This window comes from Amycolatopsis sp. NPDC051371 (assembly GCF_040682155.1).
In the GTDB taxonomy this organism is placed as follows: Bacteria; Actinomycetota; Actinomycetes; order Mycobacteriales; family Pseudonocardiaceae; genus Amycolatopsis.
Map to the genome: position 1 here is coordinate 34,640 of NZ_JBFBAG010000019.1, position 15,909 is coordinate 50,548.

Here is a 15,909-nt window from a genome sequence, read left to right on the forward strand (position 1 = left end):
CCGCGAGCCTAGACGAGCCGCTCGAGGTAGGCCCGCAGCATCACCTTGAGGTGGTCGAGGAGTCCGGCGGCGCCGTCGGGGTCGGCGCGGAACGCCTCCTGGATGACGGCGTCGGCGGCCAGGAACGCGGTGCGACACGCCGTCGCGGCCTCGTCGTCGTCGCGGAGCAAGCCCTGCGCGACCAGGACGCGGTGCACGCCGGTGGCCATCACGCGCTTGTGGGCGACGTCGGCTTCCCGCGCCGCCTCGGTCAGCCCGCGGCCCAGCCAGAGCGCGCGGAACCCGGGCTCTGCGCGGTAGAGCGCGGCGAACGCGTCGACGAGCAGGGCGACGGGGTCGTCCCAGGTCTCCTTCGCCGCCTGGTCGGCGAAGGCCGTCATGAGGTCTTCGAGCCGGGCGAGGTAGCCCTCGGCCAGGGCTTCGGTGATGGCGTCGCGGTCCGGCAGGTACTGGTAGAGCGTCCCGACGGAGACGCCGGCCGCGGCGGCGACCCGGGTCGTCGTGAGGGCCTCGACGCCCTCCTCGGCGAGCAGCCGGTCGGCGGCCTCGAGCACCCGGGCCAGCTTCTCCCGGGCCCGGGCCTGACGCGGTACTCGCGGCATGGCCACTCCAAACCTGAACGTGACTTTGTTTCGTATTTATCCTAGCCTCGGGGTCATGGCAGTGGGAAGTTCCGTACTCGACGACGCGCGGCGGGCGGTGGCGCGCGCCAGCAACGGCCTCGCCGGCGAAGGCCTGCTGATCGGCACGGCCGGCAACGTGAGCGTCCGGGCCGGCGAGCACGTGGCGGTGACCGCGACGGGGATCGTGCTGGGCGCGGCCACGCCGGACGACGTGACCGTCGTCGACCTCGACGGCACGGTCGTCGCCGGGGAGCTGGCGCCGACGTCGGAACTCGAGCTCCACCTGGGGATCTACCGGCGCTACGACGTGGGCGCGGTCGTGCACACGCACTCGCCGCAGGCCACCGCGGTGTCGCTGGTGCTCGACGAGCTCCCCTGCGTGCACTACCAGCAGCTCGCGCTGGGCGGCGCGGTCCGGGTCGCGCCGTTCGCCGTGTTCGGGTCCGCGGAGCTGGCCGCGGGCACGCTCGCGGCGCTCGACGGCAAGGCCGCGGCGCTGCTGGCCAACCACGGCGCGATCGCCCACGGCCCGACCCTCGACGCGGCGATGGACAACGCCCTGCTGCTGGAGTGGGCGTGCGGCCTGTACGTCCGGGCGGCGGCACTCGGCGCGCCTCGGGCGCTGGACGACCTGCAGCAGGAAGCCGTCGTGACCGCGGCCGTGCGGAGTGGGTACGGCCGGCCCCGGCGGATCGAGGACTGATGACGCAGACCGTCGTGACACTGGGCGCGCACGTGTTCGACGTGCAGGTCCGGCCGGTCGAGGCCATCCCGGAGGGCCAGGGCGCGGCGCTGGTGGAGCAGATCCGCTTCGGCCCGGCGGGGACGGCCGCGGGCACGGCGGTGACGCTGGCCAAGCTCGGCGCCTCAGTCCGTTCGGCGGGCGCGGTCGGCGACGACCCCATCGGCGACCTGCTGCTGTCGATGCTCGCGCGGTACGGTATCGACACGTCGCTGGTGCTGCGACGCTCCGGCGTGCAGACGTCGGCATCGGTGCTCCCGATCCGCCCCGACGGCAGCCGGCCCGCGTTCCACGTGCCGGGCGCGAACCTGGGTTACGAGCCTTCCGAGGCCGCAGTTTCGGCGTTTGCCCGCGCAACTCACCTGCACCTCGGCGGGCCGGAGCTGATGGGCGGCGCCGCGGCGGCTTCGATCCTGGCGCCGGCTCGGGCCGCCGGTGTCGTGACGTCGGCCGACTTGCTGGCGCCGGGTGATCCCGGGGTGCAGGCGTGGATCGCGCCGGCCTTGTCCTCTTTGGACTACCTGCTGCCGAACGAGGAGCAGGTGCTGGGCTTGACGGGCGCGGTTTCGCTGGAGGACGGCGCTCGCGCGTTGCTCGCACAGGGTGTCGGGTGCGTGGCGGTCACGCGAGGCGCTCTGGGGGCGCTGGTGGTGACCGCTTCCGAAGCGTTCGCGGTGCCGGCGTTCGAGGTGCCGGTGGTCGACACGACAGGCTGCGGCGACGCGTTCTCGGCGGGGTTCTTGCGGGGAGTCGGTCTGGGTCGCCCCCTTCGCGAGGCGGCTGTGCTCGGGTGCGCGGCGGCGGGACTGGTGGCGCAAGGGCTGGGCAGCGACCACGGCGAGTTCGACCTGGCCGCGGCAGACGCCTTCGCGGCTTCCACGCCGGTGCTCCCGATCGACTGACCCAAGCGCCCCAAGGCGGCCTTCGGTGCGCTCAACGCACCCAAGGCGGCCTTCGGTGCGTTCAACGCAACCAAGGCCGCATTGGGGCGCATGATCCGCGCCGCCCTCCCCGCCAGCGACCCAATGTGGCGTTGGGTGCGTCCCACGCACCCAATGTGGCATTCGGTGCGTCCCACGCCCCCAACGCCACATTGGGACAGCGCCGCCCACCCACCGCCCCGCAGCCGCGAGCGAGTCACTTTGCAGCTTTCACGCACCACTACCCCTTGACTTGACGTTTTCCTGCATTCAGGATGCCTCTTGTGCAGAACGAAGGCAAAGCGACCGAGCTGGACCGCCGTATCGTCGCGGCCCTCCAGCTCAACGGCCGGGCGTCCTGGGGCGCCGTCGCCCGCCATGTCGGCGCCAGCGAGTCCACCGTCCTCCGGCGCGCCGAGAAACTCACCGAAAGCGGCCGGCTGAGGGTCATCGGCGTCGTCGACGTGCTCCGGTGCGGTCTCGGCGTCCCGGTCATCGCCCGGCTGAAGTGCCGCCCCGGCACCGCCGCCGCCGTCGCCGAGGCCCTCGCCGCGCGGCCCGATGTCCGGTACGCCACCGTGCTCGCCGGGAGCGCCGACTGCTCCGCCGAGTTCGTCCTGCCCTCCTACGCCGACATCGCGAGCCTGCAGGAAAACGGCTTCCCCGCCGCCCAGGCCATCCGGGACGCCGAGACCTTCGCCGTCATGCGCACCTTCACCTCCAACCACGACTGGGACTCCGGCGAGCTCACCTCCGACGCGGCGAAAGAGCTGCGCGGCGGCGACGTCCGGCCGTTCGAGGAACAGCACTGGGAACGCCCACCCGAGCAGCTCGACGAACTCGACCTCGCCATCTGCGCCGCTCTCGGCGAAGACGGCCGGCTGCCGTTCAAGGAAGTGTCCAAACAGGTCGGAACCAGCGAGTCCACTGTGGCCCGTCGCGTCGATTCACTGGTGCGCCGAGGCTGCCTGCGGTTCCGGACCCTCGCCGAGCCCGCCATGTTCGGCTACGCGCTCGAGTTCATGCTCTGGCTCTCGGTCGTCCCCGGCGAGCTCGACCGCGCGGGGCAGCAGCTCGCCGCCCACCCCGGCACGAAGTACCTCAGCGCCACGACCGGCCGCTTCAACCTCGTCGGCCAGATCGTGCTGCGCCACTACGGGGAGCTCTACCGCCACACCACCGACGTCGTCGGCGCACTGCCCGGGCTCCGGGAGGCCGACGTGACCCTGCAGGTTTCGACGCTCAAGCGCGCGTGGGCCCCGACGCCCGCCGCCAGCTTGGAGGACGCATGACCGACCAACCGTGGCAGTGGGACGAAAAGACGTGGCGCGGACACGTCGAGCACGTCCGCGCCGGGCGCGCACTGCGCCCCGCGTCGTGGCCCGGCGGCGCGAAGGTCGCCGTGGCCCTGTCCTTCGACTCCGACCACGAGACGCCCGCCCTGCGCGACGGCGACGTCCTGCCCGGCAAGATGGCCCAGGGAGAGTACGGTGCCCGCGTCGGCGTGCCGCGCATCCTGAAGCTCCTGCAGCAGCACAACGCGCCCGCCTCCTTCTTCATGCCCGCCGTTTCAGCGCTGCTGCACGACGGCGAAGTCAAGTCCTATGTGGACGCGGGACACGAAGTCGCGCTGCACGGCTGGATCCACGAACGCAACACGGCGCTCACCGAGACCGAAGAACGCGACCTCGCCCTCCGCGCGGCCGACGTCCTGGAGCGCCTCGCGGGCACCCGGCCGGTCGGCATCCGGACGCCGTCGTGGGACTTCTCCGCGCACACCCTCGCCATCACGCGGGAGCTGGGCCTCAAGTACGACTCGTCGCTGATGGCCGATGACGACTGCTACGAGCTGATCGAGAACGGTGAACCCACCGGCATCGTCGAGCTGCCGGTCGAATGGATTCGCGACGACGCGCCGTACTTCATGATGGACCGGTTCGCCTCGCTGCGGCCCTACACCCCGCCGCGCGGCGTCCTGTCGATCTGGCGCGACGAGTTCGACGCCGCCCTCGCCGACGGCGGCATCTTCCAGCTCACCATGCACCCGCACATCATCGGCCACCGCTCGCGCATCGCGATCCTGGCCGAGCTCCTCGACCACATCACCGGTCACGACGGCGTCTGGTTCGCCACGCACGCCCAGATCGTCGGCCACGTCCTGCGGGAGCAGTCATGACCACTGTGGACACCGTCGTCAGCCACCGCTTGACGGCGCAACAGCGCAAGGCGATCGTCGCCGGCGCCGTCGGCAACACCGTCGAATGGGTGGACTGGGCCGTCTACGCCACGTTCGCCCCGGTCTTCGCCGGTCAGTTCTTCGCCGGTGGTAACGAAACCACGGCGCTGCTGTCCACTTTGGCCGTCTTCGCCGTCGGGTTCGTCATGCGGCCGATCGGCGGCGCGGTGCTCGGCGCGTACGCCGACCGGAACGGCCGCAAGAAGGGCCTGACGCTCACCATCTCGCTGATGGCCGGGGCGTCGATCGTCATCGCGCTGTGCCCGACGTACACCGCGATCGGCGTGCTGGCCCCGATCGTGCTGCTGCTGGCCCGGCTCGTCCAGGGCTTCTCCGCGGGCGGGGAGTTCGGGTCGTCGTCGGCGTTCCTCATCGAGTCCGCCGCGCCGGGCCGCCGGGCGTTCGCCGGTTCGTGGCAGCAGGTCTCGGTCGGCCTCGGTTCCCTGCTCGCCGCGCTGATGGGCACGATCCTCAACTCGACGCTGTCCGACGCCGACCTGCGCGGCTGGGGCTGGCGGCTCGCGTTCGGCCTCGCCGGGCTGCTCGGCCTGGTCGGACTGTGGCTGCGGGTTTCGGTGCACGAAACCGAGGCGTTCACCAAGATCGCCGCGAAGCCGCGGCGCAACCCGGTGGTCGCGATGCTGCGCGACCACCCGGGCGCGGCGCTGCGCGTCGCCGGCGTGACCATCGCGGGAACGCTGATCTACTACGTGTGGGTCTCCTACATGCCGGCCTACGCCCACCTGACCACCGGCATCCCGCTCAAGACGGCACTGCTGGCCAACACCCTCGCCATGGTCGTGTTCATCCTGCTGCTGCCCTTCGGCGGCCTGCTGTCCGACCGGCTCGGGCGCAAACCGACGATGACGATGTTCGCCGGCGGATTCGTGGTCTTCGCCTGGCCCGCGTTCCACTTCCTGGGCAACAGCTTCTGGAGCGTGTTCGCCATCGAGCTGATCGGGCTGGTCCTGATCGTCGGGTACTCGGCCAACTGCGCGGTGATCATGGCCGAGCAGTTCCCGCCGGAGGTCCGCACCACCGGCATCGGCCTGCCGTACGCGCTCGCCGTGGCGATCTTCGGGGGGACCGCGCCGTACGTCACGACCTGGCTCAACGCGAACCACCTCGGCGACCTGGTGTGGATCTACGTCGCGGCCGCCGCGCTCATCGGCGTCGCGGTCTACCTCACCATGCCCGAGACGAAGGGGAAGGAGCTGTAGTGCGCACCGTGCTCGTCACCGGGGCCGGCGGCGGCATCGGCGCCGCGATCGCGGCCCGGTTCGCCGCCGCGGGAGACCGCCTCGTCCTGTCCGATCTCCGCGCGGCGGAACTGTCCACAGTGGCCGCCCGACTGTCCACCGAAGTCCTCGAGCTGCCCGGAGACCTCGCCGACGCGGAGTACGCCGAAGGGCTCGTCGACCAGGCGGGTCCGGTCGACGTCCTGGTCAACGCCGCCGGGATCTACCCGGCCACTCCCCTGCTCGACATGACCGCGGCGATCTGGGACCGCGTGCAGGACGTCAACGTCCGGGCCGCACTGCTGACGACCGTCGCGTTCGGACGGTCTCATGTGGACAAGGGAACCACCGGCGCGGTCGTCAACATCTCGTCCGGCGCGGCCACCCGGGCGCGCCCCGGCGCCGGGCACTACGCGACGTCGAAGGCCGCGCTGGAGATGGTCACCAAGGCCTGCGCGGTGGAGCTGGGCCCGCACGGCATCCGCGTGAACGCCGTGAGCCCGGGCTTCGTCACCGTCGACAGCGACGCCAACCCGGTCACCGAGGCGTACGCGGCGGCGGTGTCGGTGAACCCCCTCGGCCGGCGCGGCGAGCCGCGCGAGATCGCCGACGCGGTGTTCTGGCTCGCCGGTCCCGAGGCCGGCTGGATCTCCGGCGCCGTCCTGCGCGTCGACGGCGGTTCGACCGCGGGCGCGGCCGGGCTGCCGCTGCACTGGGCCGGCGCGGGGACAACTGTCCAACAAGGAAAGGACCTGCATGTCTGACCGGCGCTCGTACACCGTGGTCGGCGGCGGCGCGATCGGCGGGACGCTCGCGTTCCACCTCGCGCGGGCCGGGCACCCGGTGTCCATCGTGGACACCGACCCGGCGCACGTGGCCGCGATCGCGAACCGCGGTCTCACCCTGTGCCGTCCCGGTGGCGACGAGACCGTGGAGCTGCCGGCCTTCCTCCCCGACGAAGCCCCGCCGACGTTCGGCCGGGTGCTGCTGGCCGTCAAGGCCCAGGCCACCGAAACCGTGCTGCCGTGGCTGACCCCAAGGCTCGCGTCCGACGGCTTCGTCGTCTCGCTGCAGAACGGTCTCAACGAGGCGCTGATCGCGTCGCACGTCGGTCCGGAAAGGACGGTCGGAGCGTTCGTGAACCTGTTCGCCGACGTCGTCGAGCCCGGCGTGGTGCGGGACGGCGGACTCGGCGCGCTGGTCGTCGGCGAGCCGGACGGCCGGATCAGCGACCGCGTAGAGGAGGTCGTCGCGGACCTGCAGGCGTGGGGCCCGGCGAAAGCGACTGCCAATGTCGAGGGCTACCTGTGGGCGAAGCTCGGTTTCGGCGCGATGCTCACGACGACAGCGCTGGCGGACGCGCCGATGGCCGACCTGATCGACCGCCACCGGCCGCTGATGTATGCGCTCACGGCCGAGGTCTTCGCCGCGGCCGGCGACCGCACGCTCGAGCCGTTCGACCAGTTCGACCCGGCGGCCTACCTGCCGGGCGCGGCCGGGCGCGAGGCGGCCACCGACCGACTGGTCGCGTGGTTGCGGACCCAGCCCAAGGATCGCAGCGGCATCTGGCGCGACATCGCCGTCCGGCACCGCCCGGTCGAGGTGCACCACCACTACGCGCCGGTGCTCGCGGCGGCGGACGTCCCTCTGCTGCGGGCGATGCTGACCCGGCTGCGCGACGTCGAGACCGGCGCCGCCACGATGTCCGAAGACCACCTGACCGAACTGGAGCGAGCGCTGTGATCCGCGAACTGCACGAGTGGGTGCGCACGCACCGCGACGACCTCCTGGCCGACGTCGCGACCTACGTCGGCATCGAGACGCCCAGCGACGAAAAGTCCGCTTTGGACCGCGGACTGTCCTGGGTGGACGGCTGGCTGCGCGAACGCTTGGGATCTCCGGAGAACGTCCGGGACGTCGACGGCGGGCGGTACGGTGACATCAAGATCTACGACTTCCCCGGCGCCGGCGAGCCGGTGCTCCTGTTGTGCCACTACGACACCGTATGGCCGCTCGGGACGCTCGCCGCGTGGCCGTTCACTGTGGACGGTGACCGCGCGACCGGGCCGGGGATCTTCGACATGAAGTCGGGGCTGGTGCACGCGGTGTGGGCGCTGCGCGCGCTCGACGCGGCCGGGCTGCCGCGCCCGGCGGTGCGGCTGGTCCTCAACGGCGACGAGGAGATCGGCAGCCCGGCGTCGCGCCCGGTGATCGAGGAGGCCGCCGCGGGGACGCGCGCGACGCTGGTGTTCGAGGCGAGCGCCGACGGCGCGGTGAAGACCGCGCGCAAGGGTGTCGGCCTGTTCCGGGTGCGCACGACGGGCGTCGAGGCGCACGCCGGCCTCGACCCGACCAAGGGCGCGAGTGCGATCGACGAGCTGGCGCGGGCGGTGCTCGCGCTGCACGGGCTGTCCGATCCCGACGCCGGCACCACGGTGAACGTCGGCGTGATCGCCGGCGGCACCCGGCAGAACGTGATCGCGGGCGCGGCATCGGGCGAGATCGACGTCCGCGTGTCCAGCGCCGCCGAGGCGGCCCGCATCGACGCGGGCCTCACGGCTTTGAGCGCGCACGACTCCCGCGCGACGGTCGAGGTGACCGGCGGCTGGAACCGGCCGGTGATGGAACGCTCGGAGGCGATCGTGCGGCTGTACGAGCTGGCCCGCGACGAGGCCGCGGAACTGGGCGTCACGCTGCGGGAATGTTCGGTCGGCGGCGCCAGTGACGGCAACTTCGTGGCCGCGCTGGGCCACCCGGTCCTGGACGGCTTCGGCGCGGTCGGCGACGGCGCGCACGCGCGGCACGAGCACATCAGCGTGGAGGGGATGCTCGAACGGACCGCGCTGGCTGCCGCCGTCCTGCACCGGCTCGCCGGATGACCGCTCTCGGTTTACAACCGGTCGCCTTGGGGTAATACTGCTCTTGTCATGCAACCAGTTGCGAGGTGGGAGCAGTGCGGGAAGCGCGGTCGGGGTGTCCGATCAACCTGTCGCTCGAGATCTTCGGCGACCGGTGGACGCTGCTCGTCCTGCGTGACGTCGTCTTCGGCGGGGCGCGGCACTTTCGCGAGCTGCTCGGCGGTGAGGAGCGGATCTCGTCGAACGTGCTGGCCGATCGGCTGGCGGTGCTCGTCGAGCACGGCCTGCTGACTCGCGCCGGCGATCCGTCGCACAAGCAGAAGGTCACCTACAGCCTGACCGAGCGGGCGATCGACCTGGTGCCGGTGCTCGCGCAGCTCAGCGCGTGGGGCGTCCGGCACCTGCCCGTCGCCGACGAGTACGCGGCTCGCGCCGAGGTGCTCACCGCCGGCGGTCCCCCGCTGTGGGAGGCCTTCATGGACGAACTGCGCGAAGCCCACCTCGGAACCCGCCGCGGAAAGGCGCCGGATGGCCCGACGGTCGCCGAGCGTCTCGAGGCCGCGGCACCCTTTCGCGACCGACGAACGGAGTGACGATGGAAACCCGGCTCGACGAACGGTTCAGCGACCCCGGCACCTCGGCCACCGACTGGGCCGAGACGGTGAAAGCCCTGGAAGCGGCGCAGATCAGCTGGCTCACGACGGTCCGCGCCGACGGCCGGCCGCACGTGACCCCGCTGGTCGCGATCTGGCTCGACGGCGCGCTGCACTTCGCGACCGGCGAGACCGAGCAGAAGTACCTCAACCTCACGGCGAACCCGAACGTGGTGCTGACCACGGGCCGCGACTCGTGGGACGACGCCCTGGACGTGGTGGTCGAAGGCGTCGCCCGGCGCGTCACCGGCCGAGCCAAGCTGGAACAGCTCGCCGAAGCGTGGCTGGCCAAGTGGGACGGCAGCTGGGTTTACTCGGCGACGGAGGACACGTTCCGGCAGGGCGGGCACGACGCGGTGGTGTTCGCGGTCGAGCCGGCGAAGGTCCTGGTCTTCGGCCGCAAGCGCTCGAGGACGGACGAGTCGATGCTGTCCACAGTGGAGTTCACCCACACGAGCCACGCACCCACCGCCCGCTGACCGGCCGCCGCCCCGGTTGTCTTGAATGAGTCATTCAGGGCTCGGGAGGTCCTGAATGACTCATTCAAGACCTTTGGCGAACCGCCGGTGCCCGGCCGAAGATGCGTGCGCGCCGCCGGATTCGGAGCCGGCCGGCGATCGCGTCCTCCAGCAGCGACCCGACCGTCTCGCGGGCGCACGCCTTGTTCGCCCCGATTCCGCCCGACGGCCCGCGCTTGATCCAGCCGGCCACATACGTGCCCGGCTCGACGCGGCCGGCCGTGTTCGGGACCGTCCCGGTGCCGGGATCGAACGGCAGGCCCGGCACCGGCGCACCGCGGAAGCCCGCGGCCCGCACGACGCGACCCGCCGGGATCTCGACCTCGCCCGCCGGGCCCGTCGCGCGGACGCCGCGGATCTCGGTGTCGCCGGTGAAGGCGACCGGCGAAGAGTGGAAGCGCAGCACGACCCGCCGGCCGTCCGGGGGCGGCGCGGACCACTCCACCACCTCTCGCGGCAGGCCTCGCAACAGAGCAGCTTTCTCGTCCCCGCCGTCGATCGCCGCGCCGATGCGCGGGTCGTGCGCGTCCACGACGAGGTTGCCCCGGGCCGCCAGCTCCAACAGTTCCGGCCGTGTGTACGCGGCGTCCTCGGGGCCGCGCCGGGCCAGCACCACCACCTCCCGCACCTTGCTCGACCGCAGCCGGGCCAAGGCCGCCGGCGCGAGGGAGGTGCCGGCCAGGGACCCCGGGTCCGCCGTGAGGATCCGGGCGATGTCGAGGGCGACGTTGCCGGTGCCCACCACGACGACGCGCTCGGCAGAAAGGTCGACGGGCGCCGCGTCCGGGTGGCCGTTGTACCAGCCGACCACCGCGGCGGCCGGGAGGCTGCCGGGCAGGTCCTCACCGGGGACACCGAGGCGCCGGGCCTCCGTGGCCCCGACCGCGTAGATCACCGCGTCGTGGCGAGCGGCCAGTTCGGGACCGGCCTCGACGCCGAGGCGCAACCTGAGCCGCGGGTGGTCGTGGAAGCGCGCGAACGTCTCGCCGATCTTCTTCGTCGACGGGTGGTCGGGCGCGACGCCGTAGCGGATCAGGCCGCCGGCCGTCGCCAGCCGGTCGATCAAGGTGACCCGGGATCCGGTGTGCAGCAACAGGTCCTCGACCGCGTACATGCCGGCCGGGCCCGTGCCGACGACCGCGACGTCCAACGCCGCGAAGTCGCTCGGCAGGACACGGCCGAACTCCGGCGGGGACCAGCGGTGGAAGTTCGGGGCGACCGTTGCCTCGGCGAGGATGTCCCGGCCCGCGTAGTACTCCGCGTTGATCTCCTCGTAGACCTTCAGCGGCCCGGTCAGGTCGCCGGCCGGGAAGATCGCGTCGACCGGGCAGGCGTCGGCGCAGGCGCCGCAATCGATGCAGGTCGCCGGGTCGACGTAGAGCATGTCGGTCGTCCCGAAATCCGGCTCGTCCGGCGTGGGGTGGATGCAGTTGACCGGGCAGACCGACACGCAGGACGCGTCGGCGCAGCAGGTCTGGGTGATCGCGAACGCCATCTCAGATCAGGTTCGCCCGCTTGTAGAAATACAGCGACGGCTTGGTGAGCAGCCCGGCGGAGTGCAGGAACTCCATCAGCCCGGAGCAGCTCGAGCGCAGCATCGACTTGTGGTGCTCGTTGGCCTTCGCTTCGCGCCGCGCGCGCTTGCCGTCGAGCCCGGCGTTCTCGTAGACCTTGCCGTTCACCATGCTGCCGACGATGACGTAGGACGCGATCGCGACGACCAGCGCGTTGACCTGTCGCCGCACCCAGCCGGCGCCTTCGAGCCGCTGGCGGGTTTCCTCGCGCGCGAACTTCATGTGGCGCGACTCTTCGACGACGTGGATGTTGTTGATGGTCCGGACGAACGGGACGACGCGCTCGTCGCGCATCCAGTCGCGCTGCATCACGTCGAGGACCTCTTCGGCCACGAGGATCGCCGCGTACGCCGCTTCGCCGGTGGCGGTCGCCTTGAAGATCCGGCCCGCCTCGACGACGAACCGGCGCGGCCGGTACGCGGGCGCGCGCAGCTTGGCGGCGCCACGGGCGAACATGATCGAGTGCCGGCATTCGTCGGCGATCTCCGTCAGCGCCCACTGGAACGCGGGGTCGGTCGGGTCCTTGGCGTAGAAGTCCCGCAGGATCATCTGCTGCAGGATCATCTCGAACCAGATGCCGGTGCTGGCCACCGACGCCGCCTCCTGGCGGGTCAGCTCGCGCTGCTGTTCCGGCGTCATCTCAGCCCAGTAGGACGTGCCGTAGAGCGTGCTCCACTCGGGGCTCGCGCCGTGGTAGTCCGTGTCCAGCGGCGTCTCCCAGTCGACCTCCTTGACGGGGTCGTACGAGAGCTGCTCCGACGAGTCCAGCAGCCGGCGCGCGGTGGTCTCGCGGTCCGAAGACGCTGCAGTCGCCGCTTCGCGTTCGCTGATACTGGTCATCGCCGACCTCCTCGACAGGTGTTACCGGAGTTCACTGTTACCAACCGTAACATATACTCGGTCCGGTGCACACCCGTCGCCTCGGCGACCGCGAAACTCGCCGTCAGACCGGCTCGCGAGCCGTCGTCGACTCGGTGTACATTCGTTCACTCAATGGCGTCGAACGGCAGGAACCGGTGCACTCGAAAAGCGACACCCCCGCCCGGTCCGGGCCGTTCGGCTCCGGGCTGCTCGGCCCCCTCGACCAGGACGTCACCGTACTGCGCAGGCGGGTCCAGCGCCTGCTCACCGCCACCCTGATCGCCACGAACGTCATCGGCGCGCTGGTGGTCGTCGGGCTCGCGGCACTGCTGATACCGGCCCCGGGCATGTCCGGTGACCTCGTGCGGGTCATGGCGGTCGCGGTGCCGGGCTACGTCGTGTCGGCGGTCGTCGTCGGCACGCTTTGGGGTACTCGCGGAGCGCTACGGACCTTGCGCTGGGCCGCCGAAGGGCGCCGCCCGACCGACGCCGAACGCGTCGCCAGCCTGCGCGTCCCCCTGCGCCTCACGCTCATGCAGGCCGTCCTGTGGGGCGTCGCGACCGTGGTGTTCGCCGCGCTGGCCGTGCTCCGGCAACCCGCCGTCGCGCTGACCGTCTTCCTCGTCGTCGCGTTCGCGAGCGTCGTGGTCTGCGCGATCGCCTACCTCTTCGGCGAGTTCGCTCTGCGCCCGTACGCGGCGCGCGCCCTCGACGGGACCGCGCCGCCGCGCCCGCTCAGCGGCGGCGTCAATTTGCGGATGCTGCTGTTCTGGTGCCTGGGCACCGGGGTGCCGGTGGCCGGGCTGGTCGTCACGGCGGTACTGGCCTGGGTGCGCGGCGACGTCTCGACGACGAAGCTCGCGGTGTCGGTGATCGCGCTCGGCCTGGTCGTGCTCTGCTTCGGCCTACTGGTCACCGTGTTCACCGCCCGCGCGGTCGTCAACCCGATCACGTCGGTCCGCGACGCGCTGGGCCGGGTCCGGGCCGGCGACTTCGCCGTCGAGATCCCGGTCTACGACGGCACCGAGCTGGGCCTGCTGCAGGCCGGGTTCAACGACATGGCGGCCGGGCTGGCCGAGCGGGAACGGATGCGCGACCTCTTCGGCAGGCACGTCGGCCACGAGGTCGCCGTCGAAGCCATGCGCACGTCCGAGGACGGCACCGAGCTCGGCGGCACGGTGCGCACGGTCTCGGTGCTGTTCGTCGACCTGGTCGGCTCGACGGCGCTGGCCGCGAGCCGCCCGCCCGAAGAGGTCGTCGGCCTGCTCAACCGGTTCTTCGCGGTGGTGGTCGACGAGGTCGACCGGCACCACGGGCTGGTCAACAAGTTCGTCGGCGACGCCGCGCTGGCGGTCTTCGGCGCGCCGGCGCCGCTCGGGGACCACGCGACGTGCGCGCTGGCGGCCGGTCGCGCGATCGCCGGCCGCCTCGCCGAAGAGGTCCCGGACGGGCCGGCCGGTATCGGGGTCGCGACGGGCGACGCGGTGGCGGGCAACGTCGGCGACCCGCGCCGGTTCGAGTACACGGTGATCGGCGACCCGGTCAACGAAGCCGCCCGGCTGACCGAGCTGGCGAAGAACGCGCCGGGCCGGCTGCTGGCGTCGTGGACGGCGGTCGAGGCCGCCGAGCCGGCGGAAGCGGCTCGGTGGCAGGCGACCGAGGACGTCACCCTGCGCGGCCGCAGCCGCCCGACCACCCTGGCGTCGCCCCGCTAGCGCCGCGGGTCGACGTGGATCTTCGGCCCCGGCCCCGCTCGCCACTCCCCCGCCAGCACCGCACCCACGTCGTCGAGCCCGACCGTCGCGGCGACGAGCGGCCGCGGGTCGACGGCCCCGCTGCCGTACGCGGCGATCGTCTCGGCCAGACCCGGGGACGCCGAAAGAACCCCGACCGCCGTGACGTCCTTGAGCACCAGCGCGCGGGTGTCGAGCGGGCTGGGGCGGCCGGACAGTCCGATGTAGACGACCCGGCCGGCCGGCTCCACGAGGTCCACGGCCAGCGCGGGCAGGTCCGCGGCGCCGGTGGCGTCCACGACCGCGTCGAAGGGCAGGTCCGGCAGCGTCTCGCGGGTCCAGACGTGCTCGAAGCCGAGGCCGCGGGCGAAGCTGCCGTCGTCCACGCCCATCAGGTGGACCTCGGTCCCCGCGGCCCGCAGGAACATCGCGGTCAGCAGTCCGATCGTGCCCGGGCCGAAGACGAGTGCCCGGTCGCAGGCGCCCGCGGCACGCGCCGCGCGCAACGCGTTGCCGCCCGGTTCGACGAGCGCGCCGAGCACCGCGTCGACCTCGTCGGGCAGCGCGTGGAGTGACCACGCGGGGACGGCGAGCCGTTCGGCCAGCGCGCCGGGCCGGTCGCCGCGGATCCCGACTTCCTGGCGGTTCTCGCAGGTGTGCTGGTGGCCCCTCGCGCAGCGGCGGCACGTCTGGTCGCCGAGCATCGTGTCGCCCATGACCCGCCTCCCGAGCCACCCGGAGTCGACGCCCGCCCCCACGGCGGAAACCGTGCCCGCCCACTCGTGTCCCAGCCGCATCGGGTAGGCGGAGTGCCCCTGGTGCAGGTAGGCCATCTCGCCGGTGAAGAACTCGACGTCGGTGCCGCAGACCCCGGCTCGTTCGACGTCGACGACGACTTCGCCGGACTCCGGGCGGGGCACCGGGACCTCCTGGACGGCCCCTCGGCGCGGCCCGGTGAGCACGAAGGCCCGCATCGTCGAAGACATGGCTGCATGCTCGCACGACCAGTTTCGCGCGCCCCGGCAGTCCAACCAGGTGACACGAAAGGACGGCACATGATCTTGCTGACAGGGGCGACCGGGCTGACCGGATCCGCGGTACTCCGCGCGTGCGTGGCCGAAGGACTGCCGGTGCGCGCACTGGTCCGGGACCCCGCGAAAGCCGCCGGGTTCCCGGACGGCGTCGAAGTGGTGACCGGCGACCTGCTCGACCCGCCACCGGCCGTCTTCGCGGGCGTCGAGCGGGCCCTGCTGATCTCCTCGGCCGACCAGCGGCTGGTCGAGACGCAACACGCCTTCATCGACGCCGCGAAGCACGCCGGCGTGGGGCACGTCGTGAAGATGTCCGGCCGGGGGTGCCGGCGCGGTTCGGCGTTCCGGTTCGCGCGGATGCACGCCGAAATCGAGGGTTACCTCGCGGACTCCGGGCTCGCGTACTCGGTGCTGCGGCCGAGCCAGTTCATGCCGGTGTACTTCCGGGAGGTGCCGTCGATGCTCCGCGACGGCGTCCTGAACCTGCCGATGGGTGACGCGAAGCTCGCACCGGTCGACGTCGGCGACCTCGCGCGGGTCGCGGTCGCCGTGCTGCGCGGCGAAGGCGAGGAGAGTGGCCGGTACGAGCTGACCGGGCCCGAGGCACTGACGATGACCGAGGTCGCCGGGCAGCTCGCCGAGGTCACCGGCCGGCCGGTCCGCTACGTCGACGCCGACCCGGCCGCCAAGCGGCAAGAACTGCTCGCCGCCGGGATCCCCGCGTTCTTCGCCGACGCGATGGACGAGCTGTTCGCCGAGCGGCGGACCGGCGCCGAAGAGTCCCGAGTGGACCTCAATACGCACGAGAGGTTCGGCGTCCGGCCGACGACCTTCGCCGAGTTCGCCCGCCGGCACGCGGCGAGGTTCCGCGGCGAGGCCCCGCCGTCCCACTTGTGGGCCTCCGGCTGGCAGCCGGCGTGAC

The 15,909-nt window shown here is 72.2% G+C and carries 16 protein-coding genes; 12 read left to right on the plus strand and 4 right to left on the minus strand.

Going from position 1 to position 15,909, the window contains the following annotated elements:
- Positions 1–8: 8 nt before the first annotated feature.
- Positions 9–602 (minus strand): TetR/AcrR family transcriptional regulator, encoded by a 594-nt coding sequence (locus tag AB0M59_RS23305; RefSeq protein WP_364618145.1) that lies wholly within the window; start codon positions 600–602, stop codon positions 9–11.
- Positions 603–657: 55 nt separating this feature from the next.
- Between AB0M59_RS23305 and AB0M59_RS23310 the strand changes: the two genes are divergently transcribed.
- The 10 genes from AB0M59_RS23310 to AB0M59_RS23355 all read left to right on the plus strand — a co-directional run bounded on the left by AB0M59_RS23310 (position 658) and on the right by AB0M59_RS23355 (position 9,749).
- Positions 658–1,326, plus strand: a complete 669-nt coding sequence (locus AB0M59_RS23310) for a class II aldolase/adducin family protein (protein WP_364618147.1) — start codon at positions 658–660, stop codon at positions 1,324–1,326.
- Positions 1,326–2,267, plus strand: a complete 942-nt coding sequence (locus AB0M59_RS23315; RefSeq protein WP_364618148.1) for a sugar kinase — start codon at positions 1,326–1,328, stop codon at positions 2,265–2,267. The genes AB0M59_RS23310 and AB0M59_RS23315 overlap by 1 nt, the downstream gene beginning before the upstream one ends.
- Before the next feature lie 293 nt (positions 2,268–2,560).
- Positions 2,561–3,577, plus strand: coding sequence for an Lrp/AsnC family transcriptional regulator (locus AB0M59_RS23320; RefSeq protein ID WP_364618150.1), 1,017 nt, complete (start codon positions 2,561–2,563; stop codon positions 3,575–3,577).
- On the plus strand, positions 3,574–4,461 hold the full coding sequence (locus tag AB0M59_RS23325; RefSeq protein WP_364618152.1) for a polysaccharide deacetylase: 888 nt from the start codon (positions 3,574–3,576) through the stop codon (positions 4,459–4,461). Before AB0M59_RS23320 ends, AB0M59_RS23325 begins: the two co-directional genes overlap by 4 nt.
- Entirely contained in the window at positions 4,458–5,741 is a 1,284-nt protein-coding gene (locus tag AB0M59_RS23330; RefSeq protein WP_364618154.1) for an MFS transporter, read from the plus strand. Before AB0M59_RS23325 ends, AB0M59_RS23330 begins: the two co-directional genes overlap by 4 nt.
- Positions 5,741–6,523: an SDR family oxidoreductase gene (locus AB0M59_RS23335; protein WP_364618155.1), complete on the plus strand. Its 783-nt coding sequence runs from the start codon at positions 5,741–5,743 to the stop codon at positions 6,521–6,523. The genes AB0M59_RS23330 and AB0M59_RS23335 overlap by 1 nt, the downstream gene beginning before the upstream one ends.
- On the plus strand, positions 6,516–7,502 hold the full coding sequence (locus AB0M59_RS23340; protein ID WP_364618157.1) for a 2-dehydropantoate 2-reductase N-terminal domain-containing protein: 987 nt from the start codon (positions 6,516–6,518) through the stop codon (positions 7,500–7,502). Before AB0M59_RS23335 ends, AB0M59_RS23340 begins: the two co-directional genes overlap by 8 nt.
- The gene (locus AB0M59_RS23345) at positions 7,499–8,638 is read left to right on the plus strand and encodes a M20 family metallopeptidase (RefSeq protein ID WP_364618159.1); all 1,140 of its coding nucleotides are present in this window, start codon (positions 7,499–7,501) and stop codon (positions 8,636–8,638) included. The genes AB0M59_RS23340 and AB0M59_RS23345 overlap by 4 nt, the downstream gene beginning before the upstream one ends.
- A 74-nt stretch (positions 8,639–8,712) precedes the next feature.
- Positions 8,713–9,210 (plus strand): helix-turn-helix domain-containing protein, encoded by a 498-nt coding sequence (locus tag AB0M59_RS23350; protein WP_364618161.1) that lies wholly within the window; start codon positions 8,713–8,715, stop codon positions 9,208–9,210.
- A 2-nt stretch (positions 9,211–9,212) separates the two neighbouring features.
- Complete coding sequence (locus AB0M59_RS23355) at positions 9,213–9,749, plus strand: pyridoxamine 5'-phosphate oxidase family protein (RefSeq protein WP_364618163.1); 537 nt, start codon at positions 9,213–9,215, stop codon at positions 9,747–9,749.
- A gap of 64 nt (positions 9,750–9,813) precedes the next feature.
- Here AB0M59_RS23355 and AB0M59_RS23360 read toward each other — a convergent pair whose 3' ends face one another.
- Both AB0M59_RS23360 and AB0M59_RS23365 read right to left on the minus strand, forming a co-directional pair.
- Positions 9,814–11,283 (minus strand): FAD-dependent oxidoreductase, encoded by a 1,470-nt coding sequence (locus AB0M59_RS23360; RefSeq protein ID WP_364618165.1) that lies wholly within the window; start codon positions 11,281–11,283, stop codon positions 9,814–9,816.
- A gap of 1 nt (position 11,284) precedes the next feature.
- Positions 11,285–12,202, minus strand: coding sequence for a diiron oxygenase (locus AB0M59_RS23365; protein ID WP_364618166.1), 918 nt, complete (start codon positions 12,200–12,202; stop codon positions 11,285–11,287).
- 176 nt (positions 12,203–12,378) lie between these two features.
- Between AB0M59_RS23365 and AB0M59_RS23370 the strand changes: the two genes are divergently transcribed.
- Positions 12,379–13,938 (plus strand): adenylate/guanylate cyclase domain-containing protein, encoded by a 1,560-nt coding sequence (locus tag AB0M59_RS23370; protein ID WP_364618468.1) that lies wholly within the window; start codon positions 12,379–12,381, stop codon positions 13,936–13,938.
- Here AB0M59_RS23370 and AB0M59_RS23375 read toward each other — a convergent pair.
- A complete protein-coding gene (locus AB0M59_RS23375; protein WP_364618168.1) occupies positions 13,935–14,942 on the minus strand; it encodes an alcohol dehydrogenase catalytic domain-containing protein in 1,008 nt (335 codons plus the stop codon). The genes AB0M59_RS23370 and AB0M59_RS23375 overlap by 4 nt on opposite strands.
- Positions 14,943–15,011: 69 nt before the next feature.
- On the opposite strand from AB0M59_RS23375, the gene AB0M59_RS23380 reads away from it, so the two are divergent.
- Positions 15,012–15,908, plus strand: coding sequence for an SDR family oxidoreductase (locus AB0M59_RS23380; RefSeq protein WP_364618170.1), 897 nt, complete (start codon positions 15,012–15,014; stop codon positions 15,906–15,908).
- The last annotated feature ends 1 nt before the right edge of the window (position 15,909 follow it).